Below are 19,861 nucleotides of genomic sequence, written 5' to 3'. Positions count from 1 at the left end.
CGCGAGCGGCTGGGCCTCCACAGCCACGCCACGCGTCACCGCCTACGCGCCCGTGAAGCTCTGCAACGACACGCCCGAGGGCCCGGCCTGCGCGCTCGCGCCCTGGGACACGCCGAAGGCCGGCGATGCCGCCACGCGCGCCTACGCGGCTTATGCGCAGAAGCGCTATCCCGAGGCCATCGCGCTGGCGAAGCAGGCCGCGGCCGAACGGCCCGACGACGCATCGCGCCAGAAGCTGCTGACCACCACGCTCGCCGCGGGCACGACCGCGGAACGCCAGCAGGCGCTGCAGCGGCTCGACACCGCGATCGCCGCGCAACCCGCCGACGCCACCCTGTTGCGTCAGCGCGGCTACCTGCACATCGCCAACAAGGACCCTGCGCTCGCGCTGCAGGATTTCGTCGCGGCCCGCAACACCGGCCAGGCCCCGCGCAGCAACCTGCTCGACGAGGCCCAGGCGGCCGCCGGCACCGGCGACCGCGCAGGCGCGGCCGCCACGCTGCGCCAGGCCGTCGACGACGAGGACGTGGGCTGGCTCTCGCTCGACCGCCAGCAGCTCCACGACCTGCGCGGCACCATCGCCAGCTATTCGCGCGAATGGGGCGTGAACAGCACCGTCGGCTACCGCGGCGCGCATGCCGCCTCCTTCGGGCTGCCCGGCCAGCCGGTGGCCGTGCCCGGCAACGCGAGCTTCAACACCACCGAGGTGTTCTGGCGCCCGAGCGGCATCCTCAACACCAGCAGCAGCATCTTCGACGTCTACGGCCGCCTCTCTACCACCCTGCACGCCGGCACCGACGTGACCGCCGCGCAGCTCATGCAGAACCCCTGCGGCGGCGTCGGCATCACGCCCGAGCAGCGCACCCGCGGCATCGCCGGCCTGCCCTCGACCAGCGGCGCCCTCGGCGTGCGCTACACGCCCGACACCGCGACCGGCCTCACCTTCGGCCTCGAGCGGCAGTTCATGCTGGGCAGCGCCACGCGTTCCGGCGCCATCGATCCCGCGCCCGCGAGCCTGCGCTGCCAGCTCAACAACCGCTCCGCGGGCCTCGACTACCGCGCCGACACGGGCTCGGGCGGCTGGCAGGCCTACCTGCTCTACGGCTTCTACGAGGGCACCGGCCTGCGGGTGGACACGCGCAGCTGGTTCACCATGGAAGGCTACCTGCAGGCCGGCTACACCCTGCTCGACATGCCGGCCGCCTACACCGTGCGCGACACCGTCGGCAACGTGCTCGCCGACGGCAGCGGCCGCCTCAAGCGCGGCCAGGGCTTCGCCGCGGGCGAGGTGCGCATCGGGCGCAGCTTCGTCACCGACTACAACGACCGCCTCGTGTTCTTCCCCCACGTCACGCTCGCCGCGGACTGGTTCTCCAACCGCAACCGCGCCAGCGGCGTGCCGATCGCGGGCTTCGACAGCGTGGCCCTGGCCGACCGCGGATCGAGCTGGTCGGCCGGCGCGGGCGTGGGCATCAACCTGCGCTACTGGTTCAACGAGGACCGCTACAACGCGCAGCGCTCGCATGTGGATGCGAGCTTGCAGTACCGGACCACGCTGGGAGGGGTGGCGGGGCGGGCGAAGGGGGTGTTCTTGAATTTGACGTTGTCGTACTAGGCCCATGCGGGCCCGGTCGACGACCTCAGGCACATCAAGGATGCGTGCTCGGTTCGGATCGGTCTCTGGTTAGACGGATCTCCGTGATCAGCATCCCGGCCACGATCAATGCGGCACCGATCCAGTTGTACATCGTCAGTCGATCGCCGGCGAGAAAGTAGCCGAACAGGCCGCCGAACACTGGCTCCAGGACGATGATCAGAGCGATCCTGTTGGGTGATGAGGCGACTTGCGCTTTGGTTTGCACATAGAACCCGATTGCTGTTCCAAAGATGCCGACCACAAGTATCGTGCCGATCGCCGCCTCGCCGGCTGGCAACGTCAATTCTTGAAATGCGACGGATTGCGCCAGCGACAGGAACCCCACGACGGAGACCTGGATCAAGGCAATATTCAAGGCATTGGCTACCTTGCTCGCACGAGACAGCAAGATGATATGCAGCGCAAACGAAGCGGCGCACACCAAAACCAGCAGATCGCCGACCTGAACACTCAAGCCCTTCAGCGTCAGCAAGGCCAATCCCGCCGTGGCCAGGAATATCCCGAAGACCTGCCGCCTCTCCGGCCTCGTCCCGAAGCACAAGAAAGATATCAGCGGCGTGAAGATCACGGCCAGGCCGGTGATGAACGCTGCATTCGAAGCGGAAGTGAACTTCAGCCCCTTGGTTTGAAAAAGAAAGGCGAGGTACAACGCCACCCCCGCCATGCTGCCGTGCACAAGGTCGATTCTCGAAATGGCACTCCGACGCACGACGACCACCAACAACATGACGAGGGCCGCCACAAGAAACCTGTAGGCATTGAAGGCGGAGTCGCTGAGGTCATTCAGCGCGTTGTGAATAGCGACGAAGGACCATCCCCACAGCGCGGTGACGAGGATCAAGGCGACTTCCCATAGCCGTCTTTGGGAATGATCGTATGAAGCTTGGTTGACCATGGCAAAGCTAGAAGTCGTTGAACTTGTTCGCGCCTTCATACAGAGTGATAGGGATATTGACCGAACTCGGCATGATGCTGATTGGCGATCGCACGCATCGGTATCGAGCGACCGCTCACGCTGGGTATGGATTCGCAGAGCGCGTTCACGTTGTAGATCAGCGATGCGCGTGCCGCCGGAAGATTCAAGTCCAGCACGGCGTGATATAGAGGCAAGACTTGCCCGTCCGTCAATTCTGTCAATAGCGATCCGGCCATCACGATCGCTTCGTCGACCTCCAGGTTGATCAGTTGCTCCTTTCCCTGCGCATAGATCAGCAGTCCGGGCGCATTAGGCTTGACATAGGTAATGATGTGCCCGTCTTCATGGATTTCTTGAAGATACTTTCTATCCGGTCTCTTCAGACTGGCGGGATACATGTTGAACTGGACATACGAGTCGTCCCGTATGAGCAGCGGATGCCTGTATCCATAGTGGAGCGCCATCTCGTTCACGATGGCCTGAGTAATGTTGTGCAGTTCGACTTCGCAGTCGGAGACCGCTGCGTAGAGCGGGTCACGCGAGAATTCATATCCACGATGAACATCCCGATAGCTGAACCAGTAATTGAATGTCTGGCAAAGGTCTGTCTTCTGCACATCTCTTGCGAACGTCGTACCTGACGGCATGAAACCATCGGTCTTCTTGAGAAAGCAGAAATTTTTCCTCGTATCTTGATCGACCGCCCCAAAGCCATCGACCAAGCTCTTGAACTTGAGTTGCACCAGCCTGGACACCTTGACGATGGAAAAGCTCTTCTCGATGATTTCCGACGCATAGATCGCAACAATGTTTTCGTGCATGCAACTCTCGCGCCCCGGATTGCTTTTGGAGGACAGGAGAGGCAGAGACTGAAAATGACTGGGTACGTCGGCCATCGTAAATCCTTCGCTTCATAGCCCAGGGAATCCTCATTCGAGCGCCCCCGGAATTCAATGCGATCTTTTTCCACAAAGAAACATGGATTCGTCCAACGCGAATCTCTTGCGTCCCGAGCGAATCTAGAACGGGCTGGCACACTTCATCCAGACACTTTTATTCCTCGGAGCAAATTATTGAATTCTGTTCGTAAGAGTTGACGAACCGAGTGTCAGTTTTGGTGTACGCTGCGTGCGACTAAAAGGGAGAGGTCTTCGCGACCAGAACGCATGCCATCGAAGACGACGGAGCCGCTTCGCGCCCTGCTGGCGCGCCGCAGCAGGGAGCTCGGGAGGTCACTCACCGCCATCGCGGCTGAAGCGGGCCTTGCCCGTACCTATCTCTACGAACTCGCCAATGGCAACAAGCGCGACCCGTCCGTGCGCACGCTGATCAAGTTGGCGGGGGCGCTGCAGGTTTCGCCCCTCCTCCTCTTTCGCTACTACGCAGCCCTCGAGGGTTCGACGGCCTTCGGCGCCTTCCCTCTGCCGACCAATCGTTCGCACAATCCTCGCGATCCGAACGACATCGCGGCCTTCAACGCCGATGTCACGACACCCGACCATGCGGTGGTCTCGCCCGGCGAGACATTCAGAAAGATCTGGGAGATCCAGAACCTCGGCACGCGCCCCTGGCGCGGGCGCCGCCTGGTCCGCGTCGACGGCGAGTACGCGATCGCGAGACGGCTGCCGGACGGCAGCCTCGAGGCGGTTCAGGAGGCCTATCTGGCGAGCCTCTATCGCGAAGTCGAAGTGCCCGACACCTTGCCGGGGCAGCCCGTGCACATCGGCGTGGACTTCGCGGCACCGAAAGACACCTGCACCGTGGCATCGATCTGGCGCATGACGAATGCGGAAGGCGTCCCTTGCTTCGGTCCCAAGTTCTTCTTCCACGTCGTCGTGACGGTGATGGCGCAGTAGGACCTAGAAAGCGAGGCCCCACGCCTCGAGCAAGCGCTTCGCCTCCGGCGTATCCCCCACCATCCACGGATCGATCGCGAACGCGATCACGCGCTCGGCGCCGTAGCCGCGCGCGATCTCCATCTGCCGTCGCACGCGCTCGGGCGTCGCGGCACGCGCCTTGAAACCCTCTTCGCCCCCCGGCGCCGCAGGCAACTGCTCGAACAACTCGACCACCAGATCGAAGGCCACGCCACGCCGCAGCAACAGCGCGCGCAGTGGCTCGAGCCCCGCGAGGTTGTCCATGCCGGCCACGCCCACACCGTCCTGCAACATGGGCCGCAGCGGCACGCGGTCGAGGATCTGCGACCAGAGTTCCGCGAGCGAGCCCTCGGTCGGCAGCCGGCTGAAGAAGGTCGACACCGCGAGCGGCTGGCCGCCGGTGCGGCGAGCGACGGTTGCGATGCCGTCGAGCCAGTCCACCAGTTGCTGCCGCCGCTCGGCCATCGCCCAGTTGTACTGGTCGATCTCGTAAGGCAGATACCAGCCGCGAAAGCCCTGCCGCTTGGGCCACGGGGCCGACTCCATGAACCGCAGGCAGCGATCGCGCGCGGTGGCCAGCAGTGACTGCAGCACCGCCGGGTCCTTCGACCCCATGGCCTTCCACCAGCCTTCGTCGTAGGGCAGGCCCATGCGGATGCCCATGCCCTCGCGCGCGGCCTCCTCGAACAGCATGGCGAGCAGGCTGTCGGGCGGCGCCCAGTCGAACGCACCGCCGTAGAGGGCGCTCCACTGCAACACGATCTCGTCGCAGCCCAGCGCGCGCGTGATGCGCAGCCTGCGCCGCCATTCGTCGATGGAGAGCGATTCGTGGCTCTTCCAGGGTTGCAGGAAGCTGCCCTGGAACCTCGGCGGCGACGTGGCGCAGGCGCTCAGCAGGGCGGCCGCCGCCAGCATCAGGCAACTGCGTCGGCGAAGCAGCGGAGGCGACAACGGAGGCACGGGGATGGGAGGCATCGGCCCACAGTATCGGCGCGTCGCCGCGCGAGGTTTCGCGCCGTGGCGGCAGGCCACGGGCGGCTGTGGTCTCGAGGACACATTTGTCCACAAAAGTAAAAAGGCATAGGAAGGTTCCAAAAGAGCCTCGACCTATGATGAGAATCGTTTTCATTCATAACAAGCTCGCCAGAGCCCGGCCACGCTGGCCCACCCGCGTCGTGCCGTCCCGATTCCGACCTCGCCCCGCCCCCGCACCGGCTCGCCGGTGCCTGCCTTTTCTCGCCGATTCCTGACCGATGCCCTCGTCCGCCGCCCCCTCGTCCCGCACCGCTTCCTCCTTTCCGCCCTCCTCCCTCCGCCCGCTGGCGCGCCATTGCCTGGCCGCCTGCCTGGCCTTCGCCGCCGCAAGCGCCGCGGCCCAGACCGCCACAGCCCCCGCGCAGGGCCAGCTCGGCGAGGTCGTCGTCTCGGGCGAAGCCGAGGCCATCGGCGGCCTGCAGAAGACCTATGCCGGCGGCCAGTTCGCGCGCGGCGGCAGCCTCGGCATCCTGGGCATCACCGACCTGATGAACGTGCCCTTCAGCACCACCAACTACACGGCCGAGCTGATTCAGAACCAGCAGGCGCTGAGCGTGGCCGACGTGGTGATGAACGACGCCTCGGTGCGCCCGCTGACCTCGCGCGGCGGCTTCGGCGACGACTTCCAGATCCGCGGCTTCACCGTGCCCAATGCCGACATCGGGCTCAACGGCCTGTTCGGCCTCACGCCCACCACGCGCGTGCCGCTCGAGATGATCGAGCGCGTCGAGGTGCTCAAGGGCCCGGGCGCGCTGGCCAACGGCGTCGGCCCCAGCGGCAGCGTGGGCGGCAGCATCAACGTGGTGACCAAGCGCGCGGCCGATGCGCCGCTCACGCGCCTGACCACCACCTACATGGGCAAGGGCCAGCTCGGCACGCACCTCGACGTGGGCCGCCGCTTCGGCGACGAGAACCAGTGGGGCGTGCGCGTCAACGGCATGTTCCGCAACGGCGAAGGCAACATCGACAACGGCAAGCAGAAGCTCGGCCTCGGCTCGCTGGGCCTCGACTACCTCGGCACGCGCCTGCGCTGGTCGCTCGACGCCTTCGCGAGCAAGGGCGAGACGCGCGAGTTCCGTCCGCAGACCAGCTTCGCGGCCGGCATCACGCGCATTCCCGAACCGCCGTCGGCGCGCCTGAACTTCTACCCGGGCACCGAGCTGAACGACAACGTCAAGACCGCCATCTCGCGCGTCGAGTACGACATCAGCGACAGCACCATGGTCTACGGCAGCGTGGGCTACACCGACCTCGACTACCAGCAGGTGTTTCCGAGCGGGCGGCCCAATTCGCTGGGCAGCTTCAACGTCTCGAACGCCTACTACGACTTCTACAGCAAGACCACCGCGGCCGACGCCGGCGTGCGCACCAGGTTCAAGACCGGCAGCGTGGGCCACACGGTGGCGCTCGGCGTGAACCTGCTCGACCAGGAGTCGGGCTTCTTCTACGCGACCTCGCGAACCACGAACCCGTCGAGCCTGTACTTCCCCGCGCCGCTGCCGCCGGTGACCACGCCGCGCACGCCCGCGGTGAAGTCGGCCGACCTCAAGCAGTCGAGCGTGGTGCTGGCCGACACGATGTCCTTCGCCGACGGCCGCTTCCTCGCGACGCTGGGCCTGCGCGACCAGACCATCGAGCAGGAGAACTTCTCGCAGACCTCGGGCGCATCGACCAGCCGCTACAAGGCCAGCGCGACCTCGCCGCTGGTGGGCCTGGTGTTCAAGCCGGTGCAGAACGTCTCGGTGTACGCCAACTACACGGCAGGCCTCACGCGCGGCGGTACGGCCGGCCCGGGCACCGCCAACGTCGGCGAGACCTTCGCGCCGCAGAAGTCGAAGCAGTACGAAGCCGGCGTGAAGGTCGACTGGGGCCGCCTCACGACGCAGGCCGCCGTCTACCAGATCACGCGGCCCAACGCCCTCACCGACCCGGCCACGCTGGTCTACAGCTTCGGCGGCGAGCAGCGCAACCGTGGCCTCGAGCTCACCGCCTACGGCGAGCTCCAGCAGGGCCTGCGCGTGATGGCCAGCGCGGCCTTCAACGACGCCAAGTTCACGCGCACCGCGGGCGGCACCAACCAGGGCAAGGACGCGGCCGGCGTGCCCGACCGCACCTTCAACCTGGGCCTGGACTGGGACACGCCGTGGGTGCCGGGCCTGAGCCTGAACGGCCGCGTGATCCACACGTCTTCCGTGTATGCCGACGCCGCCAACATCCTGCGCGTGCCGGGCTGGACGCGACTCGACATCGGCGCGCGCTACGCCACGAAGATGGGCGGCAAGCCCGTGACCTTCCGCGCCAACCTCGAGAACGTGTTCGACAAGAACTACTGGGTGACCAGCACCTACGTCACCGTGGGCGCGCCGCGCACGCTGATGCTGTCGGCCACCGTCGATTTCTGAACCTGAACCAAGGAGCTTTACGCATGAACCGCATCAACGCCATCGCCACCGCCGCCTTCGCCCTGCTGGGCTTCGCCGGTGCCGCGCAGGCGCACCAGATCTGGATCGAGCAACCGGCCGGCGAGAAGACCGCCGTCGTGCGCTTCGGCGAATTCGGCGAGAACCTGCGCGAGGTCTCGCCGGGCCTGCTCGACAAGTTCGGCAAGCCCACCGCCACCCTGGTGTCAGCCAAGGGCGAGCAGAGCGTCGACGCGCAGAAGACCGACAGCGGCTTCGCGCTGCCCTTCGGCGCCGCGGCCGGCGAGAGCATCGTGGCCGAGGACGCGGGCTATCCGCTGTTCAACCGCAAGCAGGGCGACAAGCAGACCATCGGCCGCTACCACCCGGCCGCACGCCTGGTCACCGGCTTCGCGCCGCTGCAGCCGAAGCTGGTGCTCGACATCGTGCCCGCGGGCCATGCCGGCGAGTTCAAGCTGTTCTTCAAGGGCCAGCCCAAGGCCAAGACCAAGGTCGCGCTGGTCACGCAATCGGGCTGGGCCAAGGAAGGCCACACCGACGAACAGGGCCTGGTGAAGTTCGACCTGCCGTGGCAGGGCACCTACGTGGCCGAGGTCAGCGTCAGCGACGCCGTGGCCGGCGAGCGGCCCGGTGCCAACGGGCCCGAGAGGTTCGACAGCGTGAGCTACGTGACGACGCTGACCTATGTGAAGGCGGACGGCATCGCGGCGCTGCCGGCGGGGCCTGCGGCGGCGCCGAACAAGTGATCGATTGCCGCCCGCGTTCTACGCGGGCGGATCGTCGGGCGCGCCCTCCATCTCCCGCACCCACCGCCACAAGGTCGACCGACTCACGCCAAGCTGCCGCGCGGTCTGCTGCCGGTTGCCGCCGTTCGCGGCCAGCAGTTCGCGCCATTGCGATTTCGCGGGCACGCCGCTCACCTCGACCGGCGCGGCGCTCTCGTCCGCGAACAGCTCCGGGCACTCGTGCCGCAGCTCCTCCCAGCGAATCTCCTCGATGCGCTCGAACTGCATGAGGAACACGGCGATGCGCTCGCCCACGTTCTCGAGTTCGCGCACGTTGCCGGGCCAGCCGTAGGCCAGCAGGCGCGGCATCAGCGGCGCCAGCGCACGCCGCGCATCGAGCACGCCATGGCCCTGCCGCTGCAGGCAGCGCTCCACCAGCACCTGGGCCAACAGCGCGACGTCCTCGCGACGTTCTCGCAGCGGCGGCAGCACCAGGCGCAGCGTGTTGATGCGGTAGTAGAGGTCCTGGCGAAAACGCCGCTCGGCGATCATCTGCTGCAGCGGCTGGTGCGTGGCGGCGATCACGCGCACGTCGACGGGAATCGGCGCGGTCGCGCCCAGCCGCGTGATCTCGCGCTCCTGCAGCACGCGCAAGAGGCGCGTCTGCAGGTGCAGCGGCATGTCGCCGATCTCGTCGAGGAACAGGGTGCCGGTGTGCGCGGTCTCGAACAGGCCGCGCTTGCCGCCGCGGCGCGAACCGGTGAAGGCGCCCTCCTCGTAGCCGAACAGCTCGCTCTCGAGCAGCGCCTCGGGAAAGGCCGCGCAGTTCACCGCCACGAAGGGGCGGCCCGCGCGCGTGCTCTCGTTGTGGATCGACTGCGCGAACAGCTCCTTGCCCACGCCGCTCTCGCCGGCGATCAGCACCGTGAGGTCGTTGCGCGCGAAGCGCTGCGCGGTCTGCACGGCGCGCGCGAAAGCCGGGCTGTGGCCCACCAGGCTCGCGAAGCGGTGCCGCGCCGCGCTCTGGCGGCGGCCGTGCTGCATGCGCAGGCTGGTGTCGGCTTCCTGGATCGCGCGCGCGTCGTAGAGCGTGAGCGCGGCGCCGACGATCTCGCCGTGCTCGCGAATCGGCGTGCGGTTGACCACCCAGTCGCGCTGCGCGAAGCGCTGCACGAGGGCACGCTCCTCCAGGCCCTGGTCGAGCGTGGCCCGCAGCGACAGCTCGGGCTGCATCACCTCGAGCGAGCGGCCCAGCAGGCGCGCGGGCGCATGGCCCAGCAGCAGTTGCATCGGCGGATTGACCGCGATGATGCGGTTGTCACGGTCGACCGCGAGCACCGCCTCCTGCAGGTTGTGCAGCACGCCATTGAGCTGCTCGTAGCGCCCGGCCTCGAGCCGCGCCACGCGCGCGAGCTCCATCGCATCCTCGAAGCCCTTGCGAATGCTCGCGAGCGAATAGGCCAGCAGGCCGTGCAGCCCCGCCTGCTGCGCCAGCTCGACCACCAGGCTCGAACCCACGATCACGTCGAAGCCCTCGCGGCGCAATGACTCGAAGCGCTGGCGCGCATCGTCGGGCGTGCGGTAGGCGTACTGGCTGACCTCGATGTTGAGCAGGTCCTTGACCTCGTCGAGCTCGGGAATGGTCTGGCCGTACATCACCACGCCCACGCGCTTGGCGATGCGCCGCGCCTTGATCAGCGCCTGCATCAGGTCGAAGCCGCCGAGCTGGATCGTTGCCACCGGCGCCTCGAGGCCGGCGCGCAGGATGCTCGCGTTCGAGCCCGCGCTCACGAAGGCATCGACCAGCCCGCGCTCGAGGCGGTCGCGCGCGATCGCGAGCGCGTCGCCGAAGGTGCCGTCGACCACCTCGATCTCGGCGCGGCCGACGTACTCGGCCACCACGGGCAGCGCGAATTCGCGGATCTGGCGGTAGCTCAGGAAGCACAGGCGCGGCAGGCCGCGGCGCGCGGGCGAGGCCGGGTCGGAGGGGAGCGGGCGTTCCATCATGCGTTGCATTGAAACACGTGCCGTGTTTCATTCATGTCGCACAAGACACAGTGAAAACCCGAGTCTCCTCAAAAATATCCTTTCACATCAACGACTTGTCTCCAGGCTCGCGCACTGGCACATGCCGTGCAACACGAAGGTCTTTCAGGAGACACACGACTTGGCACTCGAACACATCACGGTGCTCGACCTGACGCACATGCTGTCGGGCCCCTACGGCACCATGCTGCTGGCCGACCTCGGCGCGCGCACCATCAAGGTCGAGCCGCCCGGCAGCGGCGAAGGCACCCGACGCCTGCTGGAGAACGATCCCGACTACGCGCGCGGCGGCATGGGCGCCTACTACCTCACGCTGAACCGCAACAAGGAGAGCGTCTGCGTGGACCTCAAGAGCCCCGAGGGCAAGGCCGTGTTCCTCGACCTAGTGCGCCGGGCCGACGTGGTGTTCGACAACTTCAGCGTCGGCGTCACGCAGCGCCTGGGCATCGACTTCGAATCGCTGTCGCAGGTCAACCCGCGCATCGTGACCTGCTCGGTCACGGGCTTCGGCCAGACCGGCCCCGAGACGCAGCGCCCGGCCTTCGACCAGGTGGTGCAGGCGATGGGCGGCGGCATGTCGATCACCGGCACGCCCAAGAGCGGCCCCACGCGCAGCGGCATCCCGATCGGCGACCTCGGCGGCGGCATGTTCGGCGCGATGGGCGTGCTGGCGGCGCTGGCCGAGCGCGAGCGCACCGGGCGCGGGCAGCACGTCGACATCTCGATGCTCGACGCGCAGATCTCGCTGCTCAACTACATGGCGACCATGCACCTGATGTCGGGCCACGTGCCCGCGGGCATCGGCAACGGCCACTTCGTGCACGTGCCCTACAACAGCTATCCCACGGCCGACGGCCACATCATCATCGCCTGCATCGGAGACCCCTTCTTCGAGCGCTTCGTCGAGTTCATCGACCTGCCGGAGCTGCGCGACCCGGCTTACCGGCAGCAGCCGGTGCGCTTCGCGGCCAAGGCCGAGATCGACGCGCTGATCGCCGGCGAACTGCGCAAGCAGCCGACCGCCCACTGGCTCGAGCGGCTGCGCCAGGCGCGTATTCCGTGCGGGCCCGTCAACGACTTCGCGCAGGCGTTGAGCGACACGCAGGTCCTGGCGCGCGACATGGTCGTCGAGGTGCCGCTGCACACCGGCGAGACCGTGCGCATGCCGGGCAACCCGATCAAGCTCTCGGCCGCCGTGCCGCAGGCCTACGGCAGCCCGCCCGCGCTCGGCGAGCACACGCGCCGCGTGCTCGGCGACTGGGTCGGCTATTCCGACGCGAAGCTGGACGCGCTGCGCCAGGCCGGCACCATCGCCTGAAGATGCCGATGGAAGCCATCCACATCACCGACGTCGCGCCGCGCGACGGCCTGCAGAACCAGCCGGTGCACCTGGGCGCCAACGACAAGCTGCGCCTGGTGCAACTGCTCGCTGCCGCCGGCGTGCGCAGCATCGAGGCCACCAGCTTCGTGTCGCCCAAGGCCGTGCCGCAGATGGCCGACGCGGCCGAACTGCTGCCGCTGGTGCACGCGGCGCTGCCCGAGCTGCGCTGCTCGGTGCTGGTGCCCAACCTCAAGGGGCTGGAGCGCGCGCATGCGGCCGGCGCGGCCGAGATCGCGGTCGTGCTCTCAGCCACCGAGACCATGAACCAGCGCAACATCAACATGGGCCTGGAGCAGGCGACCGAGGTCAGCGAACGCACGCTGGCCGCGGCGCAAGCGCTGGGCCTGCGCACGCGCGCCTACGTTGCCGTGGCCTTCGACTGCCCGTTCGAGGGCGAGACGCCGCTGGCCGAGGTGCTGCGTCTCGCGCAGCGCATGCAGGCCGCGGGTGCCGGCGAGATCGTGATCGCCGACACCATCGGCTCGGCCTCGCCGGGCATGGTGAAGCAGCGCATGCGCGTGCTCGCCGAAGCCATCGCGCCCGAACGGCTCGCGATCCACCTGCACGACACGCGCGGCATGGCGGTCGCCAATGCCTGGGCCGCGCTCGAGGCCGGCATCCGCCGCTTCGATGCCAGTGTGGGCGGCATCGGCGGCTGCCCGTTCGCGCCCGGCGCCGCCGGCAACCTCGCCACCGAAGACCTGGTGCTGATGGCCGAGCGCAGCGGTTTTTCCACCGGCATCGCGCTCGACGGCCTGCTCGAGGCGATCGATTTCGCGCAGGAACGGCTGCAGCGCCCGCTCGGCGGCCGCGCGATCGCCTGGCTGCGGCGCCAGCGCGAGAAGAAGAATTCATCCAACAACACATCCCCGGAGACAGCCAAGACATGACGAACCCATCGACTCCCTTCACCGCGCATCCGACCCGCCGCACGGCGCTCGCCGCGCTGGCGGCCCTGGCCTCGGCCGGCGCCTGGGCGCAAGCACCGGCCGCCAAGTTCCCGATCAAGCCCGTCACGCTGGTCGTGCCCTACTCCGCGGGCGGCGGCACCGACATCGTGGGCCGGCTGATGGCGCAGCGCCTGTCGGAGCTGTGGGGCCAGTCGGTGGTGGTGGACAACCGCACCGGCGCCAACGGCGTGATCGGCTCGAACTTCGTCGCGCGCGCGCCGGCCGACGGCCACACGCTGCTGCTGGTGGTCGGCTCGCACGCGGTCAACCCGGTGCTGATGAAGAGCCTGCCCTACGACACCGACAAGGCCTTCACGCCGATCACCAACATCGCGAATTCGCCCTCGGTGCTGGTGGTGCAGGCCAACGGCCCCTACAAGACGCTGCGCGACGTGATCGAGGCCGCGCGCAAGGAGCCGCTGGGCGTGGGCTACTCCGAAGGCCAGACCCGGCTGACCGGCGAGATGATCCGCCAGGCCGGCAAGCTGCAGTCCACCGGCGTGCCCTACAAGGGCGGCGCGCCGATCATGGTCGACATCATCGGCGGCCACCTGCCGATGGGTGTCACCAGCGTGTTGACCGCCCTGCCCCATGTGCGCTCGGGCGCGCTGCGCGTGGTCGGTGTGGCCGACACGCAGCGCATGGCGCTGTTCCCCGATGCGATGACCTTCAAGGAGGCCGGCCTCGACGGCGTGGAGTCGCTGAGCTGGTACGGCCTGTTCGGTCCGGCCGGCCTGCCCGCGCCCATCGTCGCGCAGATCAACCAGGACCTGAAGAAGGTGGCGGCCGACCCGGCCGTGCTCAAGCAGATGGAGGACCAGGGCGCGCACATCACGCTCACGCCGCCGGCCGAGTTCCGCAGCTTCCTCGCGGCCGAGACGAAGAAGTGGACGCTGGTCGCGCAACGCGGCGGCATCCGGGCCGAGTGACGATGGCCAGCCCTCTTCTGCGCGAGAAGCTCGAGCGCCGCGAGTTCATCGTCATCCCCGGCCTGCAGGACATGATCGCCGCCACCATGGCGGCCAAGGTCGGCTTCGACATCGTCTACGGCTCGGGCTTCTGGCTCACGGCCTCGAGCCTCGGGCTGCCCGATGCGGGCATCGCCACCTACACCCAGATGCTCGACCGCATGGCGACGCTGGTGCGCAGCAGCGGCGGCGCGGCCGTGATCGCCGATGCCGACACCGGCTACGGCGGCCTGCTCAACGTGCACCACACGGTGCGCGGCTACGAGGCGGCTGGCGTCACGGCCATCCAGCTCGAGGACCAGGAGTTTCCGAAGAAGTGCGGCCACACGCCGTTCAAGCGCTGCGTGCCGGTGCAGGACATGGTCGACAAGATCCGCGTGGCCGCCGAGGCGCGCGAGGACAAGAAGAACTTCCTGACAATCGCGCGCACCGATGCGCGCGCCGAGCTCGGCGTGGACGAGGCGCTGCGCCGGCTCGAGGCCTATGCGCGCGCGGGCGCCGACATCCTGTTCTTCGAGGCGCCGCAGTCCGAGGACGAGATGCGCCGCGCCTGCGAGGCCTTCGAACTGCCGATGATGGCCAACATGTCCGATGGCGGGAAGACGCCGATGCTGAGCGCGCAGACGCTGCAGGAGATCGGCTTCTCGCTCGCCATCTATCCGTCGATGACCAGCCTCGCGGCCGCGGCCGCGATGGAGCGCGCACTGCGCCACCTGAAGGCGAGCGGCGCCAGCGTGGCACCGGGCGACGATCTGTTCGACTTCAACGAGTTCTGCCGGCGCATCGGCTTCGAGGAGGTCTGGGACTTCGAGAAGCGCTGGGCGCGATAGCGCGCTCACCCACACCGACAACAACGGAGACAAGAAATGAGAAATGCATGGAAGCTCGCGCTGCTCGGCATCGCGGCCGCGGCCCTGGCCGGCTGCTCGACGGGCGCGCTGCAGGTGGCCGACGTCGGCAGCTATCACGTCGGCGGACGCGCCGTCACGCTCACGGGCCTGCCCGAGAAGGAACTGGTGTTCACGCCCGGCGCGCCGCCGCTGAAGTTCGACCCCAACGGCGACTTCGAGGTCGAGGGGCTCTATGCGCGCTACACGCGCCTGGCGAACCCGAAGGGCCGCTATCCGCTGCTGCTGTGGCACGGCGGCGGCCTCTCGGGCGTGACCTGGGAGACCAAGCCCGATGGTCAGCCGGGCTGGGAGAACCACTTCCTGCGCGCCGGCTGGGACGTGTACGTGAGCGACGCGGTCGAGCGCGGCCGCGCCTCGTGGGCGCGCTATCCCGAGATCTTCAAGAGCGAGCCCTTCTTCCGGCCGAAGAAGGAAGGCTGGGAGCTGTTCCGCATCGGCGAGACCGGCTCGTACGACACCGATCCCGCGAAGCGCCGCGCGCTGCCGGGCACGCAGTTCCCGGTGGCCAGCTTCGACCAGTTCGCGAAGCAGGCGATCCCGCGCTGGAGCACCAACGACGCGGCCACGCAGGCGGCCTACGACGCCTATGTGCAGAAGGCCTGCCCCTGCGTGATCGTGGTCCACAGCCAGGGCGGCAACTTCGCCTTCAATTCGGCGCTCAGGTACCCCGACAAGGTCAAGGCCATCGTCGCGGTCGAGACCTCGGGCTCGCCGAATCCCGAGACCACCGACTTCGCGCGCCTGAAGGGCGTGCCCATGCTGTGGGTGTGGGGCGACAACCTCGAGCGCTATCCGTTCTGGGCCCGCATCACGGCGCAGCAGGAGAACTTCCGCCAACGGCTGATCGCGGCCGGCGGCACCGGTGACCGCCTGCTGCTGCCCGAGCTCGGCTGGCGCGGCAATTCGCACATGCTCATGATGGACCGCAACTCCGATGCGATTGCCGAGCGCGTCGACCAGTGGCTCGCGAAGCAGGGCCTGAAGCGCTGAGCGACACGAGAACGAAACCAAGAACGAACGAAGGAGACAAGCGATGAATGCCTGGAAGAACACGCTGGCGCGCCTGCTCGCGGCCGCGCTGCCGCTCGCGCTGGCCATGGGCCCCGCGGCCGCGCAGCAGGACTACCCCAACAAGCCGATCCGCCTGATCGTGCCCTTCACGCCCGGCGGCGTGACCGACACCGGCGCGCGCGTGGTGGCCGACAAGCTCGGCGCGCGCCTGGGCCAGACCGTGGTGGTCGACAACCGGCCCGGCGCCTCGGGCAACATCGGCACGCAGATGGTGGCCACCGCCGCGCCCGACGGCTACACGCTGCTGCTGGGTTTCGACGGCACGCTGGTCATCAACCCGCACGTCTATGCCAAGGTGCCGTTCGACACGCTCAAGGACTTCGTGCCGGTCAGCAAGATCGGCGACGCGGTGCTGATCATCGTCGTGCATCCATCGGTGCCCGCGAAGACGCTGTCCGAGCTGGTGGCCTATTCGAAGACCAATCCGGGCGGCGTGTCCTACGGCAGCGCGGGCACCGGCAGCACGCCGCATCTGGCCGGCGAACTGCTCAAGGCCCGCACCGGCGCGAACTTCGTGCACGTGCCCTACAAGGGCGGCGGCCAGTCGATGACCGACGTGGTGGGCGGCTCGCTGCCGATGCTCTACACCGCGGTGGCCGGTGCCTATCCCTTCGTGCAGAAGGGCCAGATCCGGCCGATCGCCGTGTCGAGCGCGCAGCGGCTGGCCTCGCTGCCCGAAGTGCCCACGGTCGCCGAATCGGGCGTGCCGGGCTTCGAGTCGAGCTCGTGGATCGGCATCCTCGCGCCCGCGAAGACGCCGCAGCCCATCGTCGAGCGGCTGCAGCGCGAGCTGCATGCGGTGGTGCAGTCGCCCGAGGTGCGCGAGCGGCTCGCATCGCTCGGCATCTCGGCGCTGGGCAACACGCCCGCGGAGTTCGGCCAGCAGATCCGCGCCGACCTCGCGAAGTACGACCAGATCGTGAAGGCGGCCAAGGTCCGGGTCGATTGACGCCGGGCGCTGGGCACGGCACCGCACAATGCACGGGCACGCATCCTCGTGCGACCGCCGCAGCCCCATGAACCCGATCGAGATCCGCGCCCTGCCCGCGCATGCCCTGCTCGCCCGCTACGAGGGCACGGGCGCCTACACCGACTGCCACACGCTCGCCGTCGACGGCCGCGTGCCGCTGGCCGCCTACATCGAGGCCTTCTACACCTCGCCGGCCTTCAGGCCCGAGCGCTGGCTGCTCGGTGTGGTGCTCGGGCGGCGCGCGAACGACGCCGATGCGGCCGCGCTGGCCGCGGGCCATGTCGACACCTTCTCGGCCTGGCACGTCGAGGCACGCGCGGCCGACCAGATCGTGCTGGCGACCGGGCGCACGCGCAGCTGGCTCATGGTGGCGCCGCGCGCGGACGGTGCGGCGCCGCAGACCACGCTGTTCTTCGGTTCGGCCGTCCTGCCGCGCGCGCAGGGCAGTCTTGGCTGGACGATCGATGCGCTGACGGGCTTCCACAAGCTCTACTCGCGCGTGCTGCTGCGCGCCGCCGCGAAGCGCGTGAAGGCCGGATCCAGCATCTGATTGCCACCCGCGTCGCCGCGGCTGGCCCTGGACCGGCGATGCCTCAGGAGCCTTCGCGCCGCGCGGCCAGCCACTCGCGCGGCGACACGCCCAGCTTCTGCGCGAACACGCGCGACAGTGCCGAGGCATTGGCATAGCCGAGCTCGTCGGCGATGGTCTTCACCGAGGCGCCGCAACGCAGTTGCGCCTGAGCGATGCTGAGCCGCCAGAGCGCGAGGTAGTCGGCGGGCGTGGTGCCCACCACCTCGCGGAAGCGCTGCGCGAAGGCGCTGCGCGACAGGCCCGCCTCACGCGCCATCTGCTCGAGCGGCCAGGGCTCGCCGGGCCGCTCGTGCAGGCCGACCAGCACGCGTGCGAGCCGCGGATCGCCGAGCCCCGTCAGCAGGCCCGGCGGCAGTTCGCTGTGCTCCGGATGATCGAGCAGCCAGCGCAGCAGCTGGATCAGCACCACCTCGAACAGGCGGTCGGCGAGCAGCCGGTGGCCGCACTGCACGCGCGTGGTCTCGGAGAACAGCAGCGCGAGCGACTGCTCGATCCCCTCGACCTCGCGCAGCGGCAGGCGGATCAGCGGCGGCAGCGCGCGCGCCAGCGGATGCGTCTCGCCGCCATCGAAGTCCAGCGTCGCGCAGACGAAGTCCGAGCCTTCGACGGGCGCATTGTGGAAGTGGTGGGACAGCGGGCGCGGATAGAACAGCAGGCTTGGTTCCTTCACGACCAGCTTGCGCGGCGCGCCGCTGCGCGAAGCATGCGTGACCACCATCTCGCCACGGCGCAGCACATGCAGGAAGCCGCGCCCCGGCTCGGCCGCGAAGCTGGTGGTGCCGCACTGCGGGCCGTTGTGGAACAGGTGCGCGCGCACGCGGAAGCGCTCGAGCAGCGAGGACAGCCTGTCGATGGGAGGTGGTGCGGCCATTCGGACGAAAAGATATGTTTGATGGATAAAACGATCCGAATCATACGAGGATCGCCAGCAAACTTCCTCCACCGACACAACTCCCTGAAGGAAATCACCATGTCCCGCATCCCCCTCGTCTCCCCCGCCGAAGCCACCGGCGAGACCCAGGCACTGCTTTCGCAGATCCATGGCGCCTTCGGTGCCACGCCCAACATGTTCCGCGCCGTCGCCAACTCGCCGGCCGCGCTCCAGAGCCTGTGGGGATCGTTCGGCGCGCTCGGCGGCGGCGTGATTCCCGCGCAGCTCGGCGAGAAGATCGCGGTGGCGGTCGCCGACCGCAATGCCTGCCACTACTGCCTGGCCGCGCACACGGCGCTGGGCCGCAAGGCCGGCGCCTCGTCGGCAGAGATGACGGCCGCGCAGCACGGCGAGTCCGCCGATCCGCAGACCGCCGCGGCGCTGCGCTTCGCGCTCGCGGTGGTCGAACGGCGCGGCCAGATCGACGCCGCCGAGGTGCAGGCGCTGCACGACGCGGGCTTCGACGACCAACGGATCGTCGAGATCCTCGCGCACGTGGCCTTGAACCTGTTCACGAACTATGTGAATGTCGCCTTCGACGTGCCCGTCGACTTCCCCGGCGTGAAGCTGCGCGCGGCTGCTTGAGCGCGAGCGCCGGGGCCTTGCCATTGCATTGGAGCCATCAACCATGTCGAGAATCCATCCCCCGGCGCCCGAACTGCAGGTCGAGCGCTGGCTCAACATCGAGGCCCCCATCACGCTCGAATCGCTGCGCGGCAAGGTCGTGGTGCTGCATGCCTTCCAGATGCTGTGCCCGGCCTGCGCCACGCACGGCCTGCCGCAGGCGAAGAAGACCCGGCAGCTGTTCGCCGCGAAGGACGTCGCGGTGATCGGGCTGCACACGGTGTTCGAGCACCACGAGGTCATGACGCCCGCGGCGCTCGAGGCCTTCGAGCGCGAGTACCGCTACGTCTTCCCGATCGGCATCGACCGGCCCTCGCCCGGCAGCAGCATTCCGCAGACCATGCGCGCCTACCAGTTCCAGGGCACGCCGAGCGTGGTGCTGATCGACAGGCAGGGGCGGCTGCGGCTGAGCCACTTCGGCCTGCTCGACGACATGTCGCTGGGCGCGGCCATCGGCCAGCTCGCGGCCGAGGACGTGGCCGCGCCGTTGATCGCCGATGCGGTTCACGAAGAAGAAACGGCCGCGGGCGATGGCTGCGGCGACACAGGCTGTCCGGTTGGCTGACGTCGCGCACTGGCGCGCGTCCGACAGCCGCGCGCGTATGGCCTGTTAGCTTGGGATTCCCCGCATCGCGGTACTACAGACAGAGAGGGACACCATGCCGACCGGAACCAGCCAGGGACAGAACCACCAGAAACCCGGCATCGTGATGTGGAGCGTGATCGCCGCGGTCGCCGTCGTGCTGGTCGTCTACGCACTGACGTGGGTGAGCAGCGAGCGGGACAA

18 protein-coding genes are annotated in these 19,861 nt (G+C 68.3%); 13 read left to right on the top strand and 5 right to left on the bottom strand.

The genetic code is table 11. The features are described 5' to 3' along the window. Positions 1–1,615: NfrA family protein (locus tag AC27VN_RS09640; RefSeq protein WP_490876419.1), on the top strand; the 1,615-nt coding region annotated here is incomplete at its 5' end. 34 nt (positions 1,616–1,649) lie between these two features. Here AC27VN_RS09640 and AC27VN_RS09635 read toward each other — a convergent pair. Both AC27VN_RS09635 and AC27VN_RS09630 read right to left on the bottom strand, forming a co-directional pair. Continuing rightward, complete coding sequence (locus tag AC27VN_RS09635; RefSeq protein ID WP_490876418.1) at positions 1,650–2,498, bottom strand: DMT family transporter; 849 nt, start codon at positions 2,496–2,498, stop codon at positions 1,650–1,652. An 89-nt stretch (positions 2,499–2,587) separates the two neighbouring features. Continuing rightward, positions 2,588–3,469 carry a hypothetical protein gene (locus AC27VN_RS09630; RefSeq protein WP_490876417.1) on the bottom strand — a complete coding sequence of 294 codons (882 nt, stop codon included), beginning with the start codon at positions 3,467–3,469 and terminating at the stop codon, positions 2,588–2,590. Positions 3,470–3,739: 270 nt separating this feature from the next. On the opposite strand from AC27VN_RS09630, the gene AC27VN_RS09625 reads away from it, so the two are divergent. Then, positions 3,740–4,429 carry an NBR1-Ig-like domain-containing protein gene (locus AC27VN_RS09625; protein WP_490876416.1) on the top strand — a complete coding sequence of 230 codons (690 nt, stop codon included), beginning with the start codon at positions 3,740–3,742 and terminating at the stop codon, positions 4,427–4,429. A 3-nt stretch (positions 4,430–4,432) separates the two neighbouring features. Here the strand turns inward: AC27VN_RS09625 and AC27VN_RS09620 are convergent, their stop codons facing one another. After that, a complete protein-coding gene (locus AC27VN_RS09620; RefSeq protein ID WP_490876415.1) occupies positions 4,433–5,365 on the bottom strand; it encodes a DUF4434 domain-containing protein in 933 nt (310 codons plus the stop codon). Positions 5,366–5,703: 338 nt separating this feature from the next. Between AC27VN_RS09620 and AC27VN_RS09615 the strand changes: the two genes are divergently transcribed. Then, complete coding sequence (locus AC27VN_RS09615) at positions 5,704–7,887, top strand: TonB-dependent receptor (RefSeq protein WP_490876414.1); 2,184 nt, start codon at positions 5,704–5,706, stop codon at positions 7,885–7,887. 23 nt (positions 7,888–7,910) lie between these two features. Next, on the top strand, positions 7,911–8,651 hold the full coding sequence (locus tag AC27VN_RS09610) for a cobalt ABC transporter substrate-binding protein (protein ID WP_490876413.1): 741 nt from the start codon (positions 7,911–7,913) through the stop codon (positions 8,649–8,651). 18 nt (positions 8,652–8,669) lie between these two features. On the opposite strand, the gene prpR is transcribed toward AC27VN_RS09610, so the two are convergent. Beyond that, positions 8,670–10,634, bottom strand: coding sequence for a propionate catabolism operon regulatory protein PrpR (gene prpR, locus AC27VN_RS09605; protein ID WP_490876412.1), 1,965 nt, complete (start codon positions 10,632–10,634; stop codon positions 8,670–8,672). Positions 10,635–10,797: 163 nt separating this feature from the next. Between prpR and AC27VN_RS09600 the strand changes: the two genes are divergently transcribed. The 7 genes from AC27VN_RS09600 (at position 10,798) to AC27VN_RS09570 (ending at position 17,477) form a co-directional block, all read left to right on the top strand. Further along, positions 10,798–11,994 (top strand): CaiB/BaiF CoA transferase family protein, encoded by a 1,197-nt coding sequence (locus AC27VN_RS09600; protein WP_490876411.1) that lies wholly within the window; start codon positions 10,798–10,800, stop codon positions 11,992–11,994. Between the two features lie 8 nt (positions 11,995–12,002). Then, the gene (locus tag AC27VN_RS09595; protein ID WP_490876410.1) at positions 12,003–12,947 is read left to right on the top strand and encodes a hydroxymethylglutaryl-CoA lyase; all 945 of its coding nucleotides are present in this window, start codon (positions 12,003–12,005) and stop codon (positions 12,945–12,947) included. Continuing rightward, positions 12,944–13,936, top strand: coding sequence for a tripartite tricarboxylate transporter substrate binding protein (locus tag AC27VN_RS09590; RefSeq protein ID WP_490876409.1), 993 nt, complete (start codon positions 12,944–12,946; stop codon positions 13,934–13,936). The genes AC27VN_RS09595 and AC27VN_RS09590 overlap by 4 nt, the downstream gene beginning before the upstream one ends. A 2-nt stretch (positions 13,937–13,938) precedes the next feature. After that, positions 13,939–14,805: an isocitrate lyase/PEP mutase family protein gene (locus tag AC27VN_RS09585; RefSeq protein WP_490876408.1), complete on the top strand. Its 867-nt coding sequence runs from the start codon at positions 13,939–13,941 to the stop codon at positions 14,803–14,805. 36 nt (positions 14,806–14,841) lie between these two features. After that, on the top strand, positions 14,842–15,876 hold the full coding sequence (locus AC27VN_RS09580; RefSeq protein ID WP_490876407.1) for an alpha/beta hydrolase: 1,035 nt from the start codon (positions 14,842–14,844) through the stop codon (positions 15,874–15,876). Between the two features lie 43 nt (positions 15,877–15,919). After that, a complete protein-coding gene (locus AC27VN_RS09575; protein ID WP_490876406.1) occupies positions 15,920–16,906 on the top strand; it encodes a Bug family tripartite tricarboxylate transporter substrate binding protein in 987 nt (328 codons plus the stop codon). Between the two features lie 67 nt (positions 16,907–16,973). Further along, positions 16,974–17,477 (top strand): hypothetical protein, encoded by a 504-nt coding sequence (locus tag AC27VN_RS09570; RefSeq protein ID WP_490876405.1) that lies wholly within the window; start codon positions 16,974–16,976, stop codon positions 17,475–17,477. Positions 17,478–17,520: 43 nt separating this feature from the next. Here the strand turns inward: AC27VN_RS09570 and AC27VN_RS09565 are convergent, their stop codons facing one another. After that, positions 17,521–18,390, bottom strand: a complete 870-nt coding sequence (locus AC27VN_RS09565) for an AraC family transcriptional regulator (protein WP_490876404.1) — start codon at positions 18,388–18,390, stop codon at positions 17,521–17,523. Positions 18,391–18,489: 99 nt separating this feature from the next. Here AC27VN_RS09565 and AC27VN_RS09560 point away from each other — a divergent pair, with 99 nt between their 5' ends. After that, positions 18,490–19,035: a carboxymuconolactone decarboxylase family protein gene (locus AC27VN_RS09560; RefSeq protein WP_490876403.1), complete on the top strand. Its 546-nt coding sequence runs from the start codon at positions 18,490–18,492 to the stop codon at positions 19,033–19,035. 43 nt (positions 19,036–19,078) lie between these two features. Then, positions 19,079–19,639: a peroxiredoxin family protein gene (locus AC27VN_RS09555; protein ID WP_490876402.1), complete on the top strand. Its 561-nt coding sequence runs from the start codon at positions 19,079–19,081 to the stop codon at positions 19,637–19,639. Positions 19,640–19,861 lie beyond the last annotated feature (222 nt).

Source organism: Variovorax sp. 20P10.2.4, assembly GCF_058244205.1.
Note: the sequence above shows the minus strand (reverse complement) of the source record. Positions and strands in the feature narration are given on the sequence as shown.

Bases quoted from the DNA above. Each gene is read 5' to 3' on its own strand.
- AC27VN_RS09595 (WP_490876410.1), top strand. From the start codon at position 12,003: ATGGAAGCCATCCACATCACCGACGTCGCGCCGCGCGACGGCCTGCAG.
- AC27VN_RS09560 (WP_490876403.1), top strand. From the start codon at position 18,490: ATGTCCCGCATCCCCCTCGTCTCCCCCGCCGAAGCCACCGGCGAGACC.
- AC27VN_RS09555 (WP_490876402.1), top strand. From the start codon at position 19,079: ATGTCGAGAATCCATCCCCCGGCGCCCGAACTGCAGGTCGAGCGCTGG.
- AC27VN_RS09625 (WP_490876416.1), top strand. From the start codon at position 3,740: ATGCCATCGAAGACGACGGAGCCGCTTCGCGCCCTGCTGGCGCGCCGC.
- AC27VN_RS09585 (WP_490876408.1), top strand. From the start codon at position 13,939: ATGGCCAGCCCTCTTCTGCGCGAGAAGCTCGAGCGCCGCGAGTTCATC.
- prpR (WP_490876412.1), bottom strand. From the start codon at position 10,634: ATGGAACGCCCGCTCCCCTCCGACCCGGCCTCGCCCGCGCGCCGCGGC.
- AC27VN_RS09565 (WP_490876404.1), bottom strand. From the start codon at position 18,390: ATGGCCGCACCACCTCCCATCGACAGGCTGTCCTCGCTGCTCGAGCGC.
- AC27VN_RS09570 (WP_490876405.1), top strand. From the start codon at position 16,974: ATGAACCCGATCGAGATCCGCGCCCTGCCCGCGCATGCCCTGCTCGCC.
- AC27VN_RS09590 (WP_490876409.1), top strand. From the start codon at position 12,944: ATGACGAACCCATCGACTCCCTTCACCGCGCATCCGACCCGCCGCACG.
- AC27VN_RS09630 (WP_490876417.1), bottom strand. From the start codon at position 3,469: ATGGCCGACGTACCCAGTCATTTTCAGTCTCTGCCTCTCCTGTCCTCC.
- AC27VN_RS09620 (WP_490876415.1), bottom strand. From the start codon at position 5,365: ATGCTGGCGGCGGCCGCCCTGCTGAGCGCCTGCGCCACGTCGCCGCCG.
- AC27VN_RS09580 (WP_490876407.1), top strand. From the start codon at position 14,842: ATGAGAAATGCATGGAAGCTCGCGCTGCTCGGCATCGCGGCCGCGGCC.
- AC27VN_RS09575 (WP_490876406.1), top strand. From the start codon at position 15,920: ATGAATGCCTGGAAGAACACGCTGGCGCGCCTGCTCGCGGCCGCGCTG.
- AC27VN_RS09610 (WP_490876413.1), top strand. From the start codon at position 7,911: ATGAACCGCATCAACGCCATCGCCACCGCCGCCTTCGCCCTGCTGGGC.
- AC27VN_RS09615 (WP_490876414.1), top strand. From the start codon at position 5,704: ATGCCCTCGTCCGCCGCCCCCTCGTCCCGCACCGCTTCCTCCTTTCCG.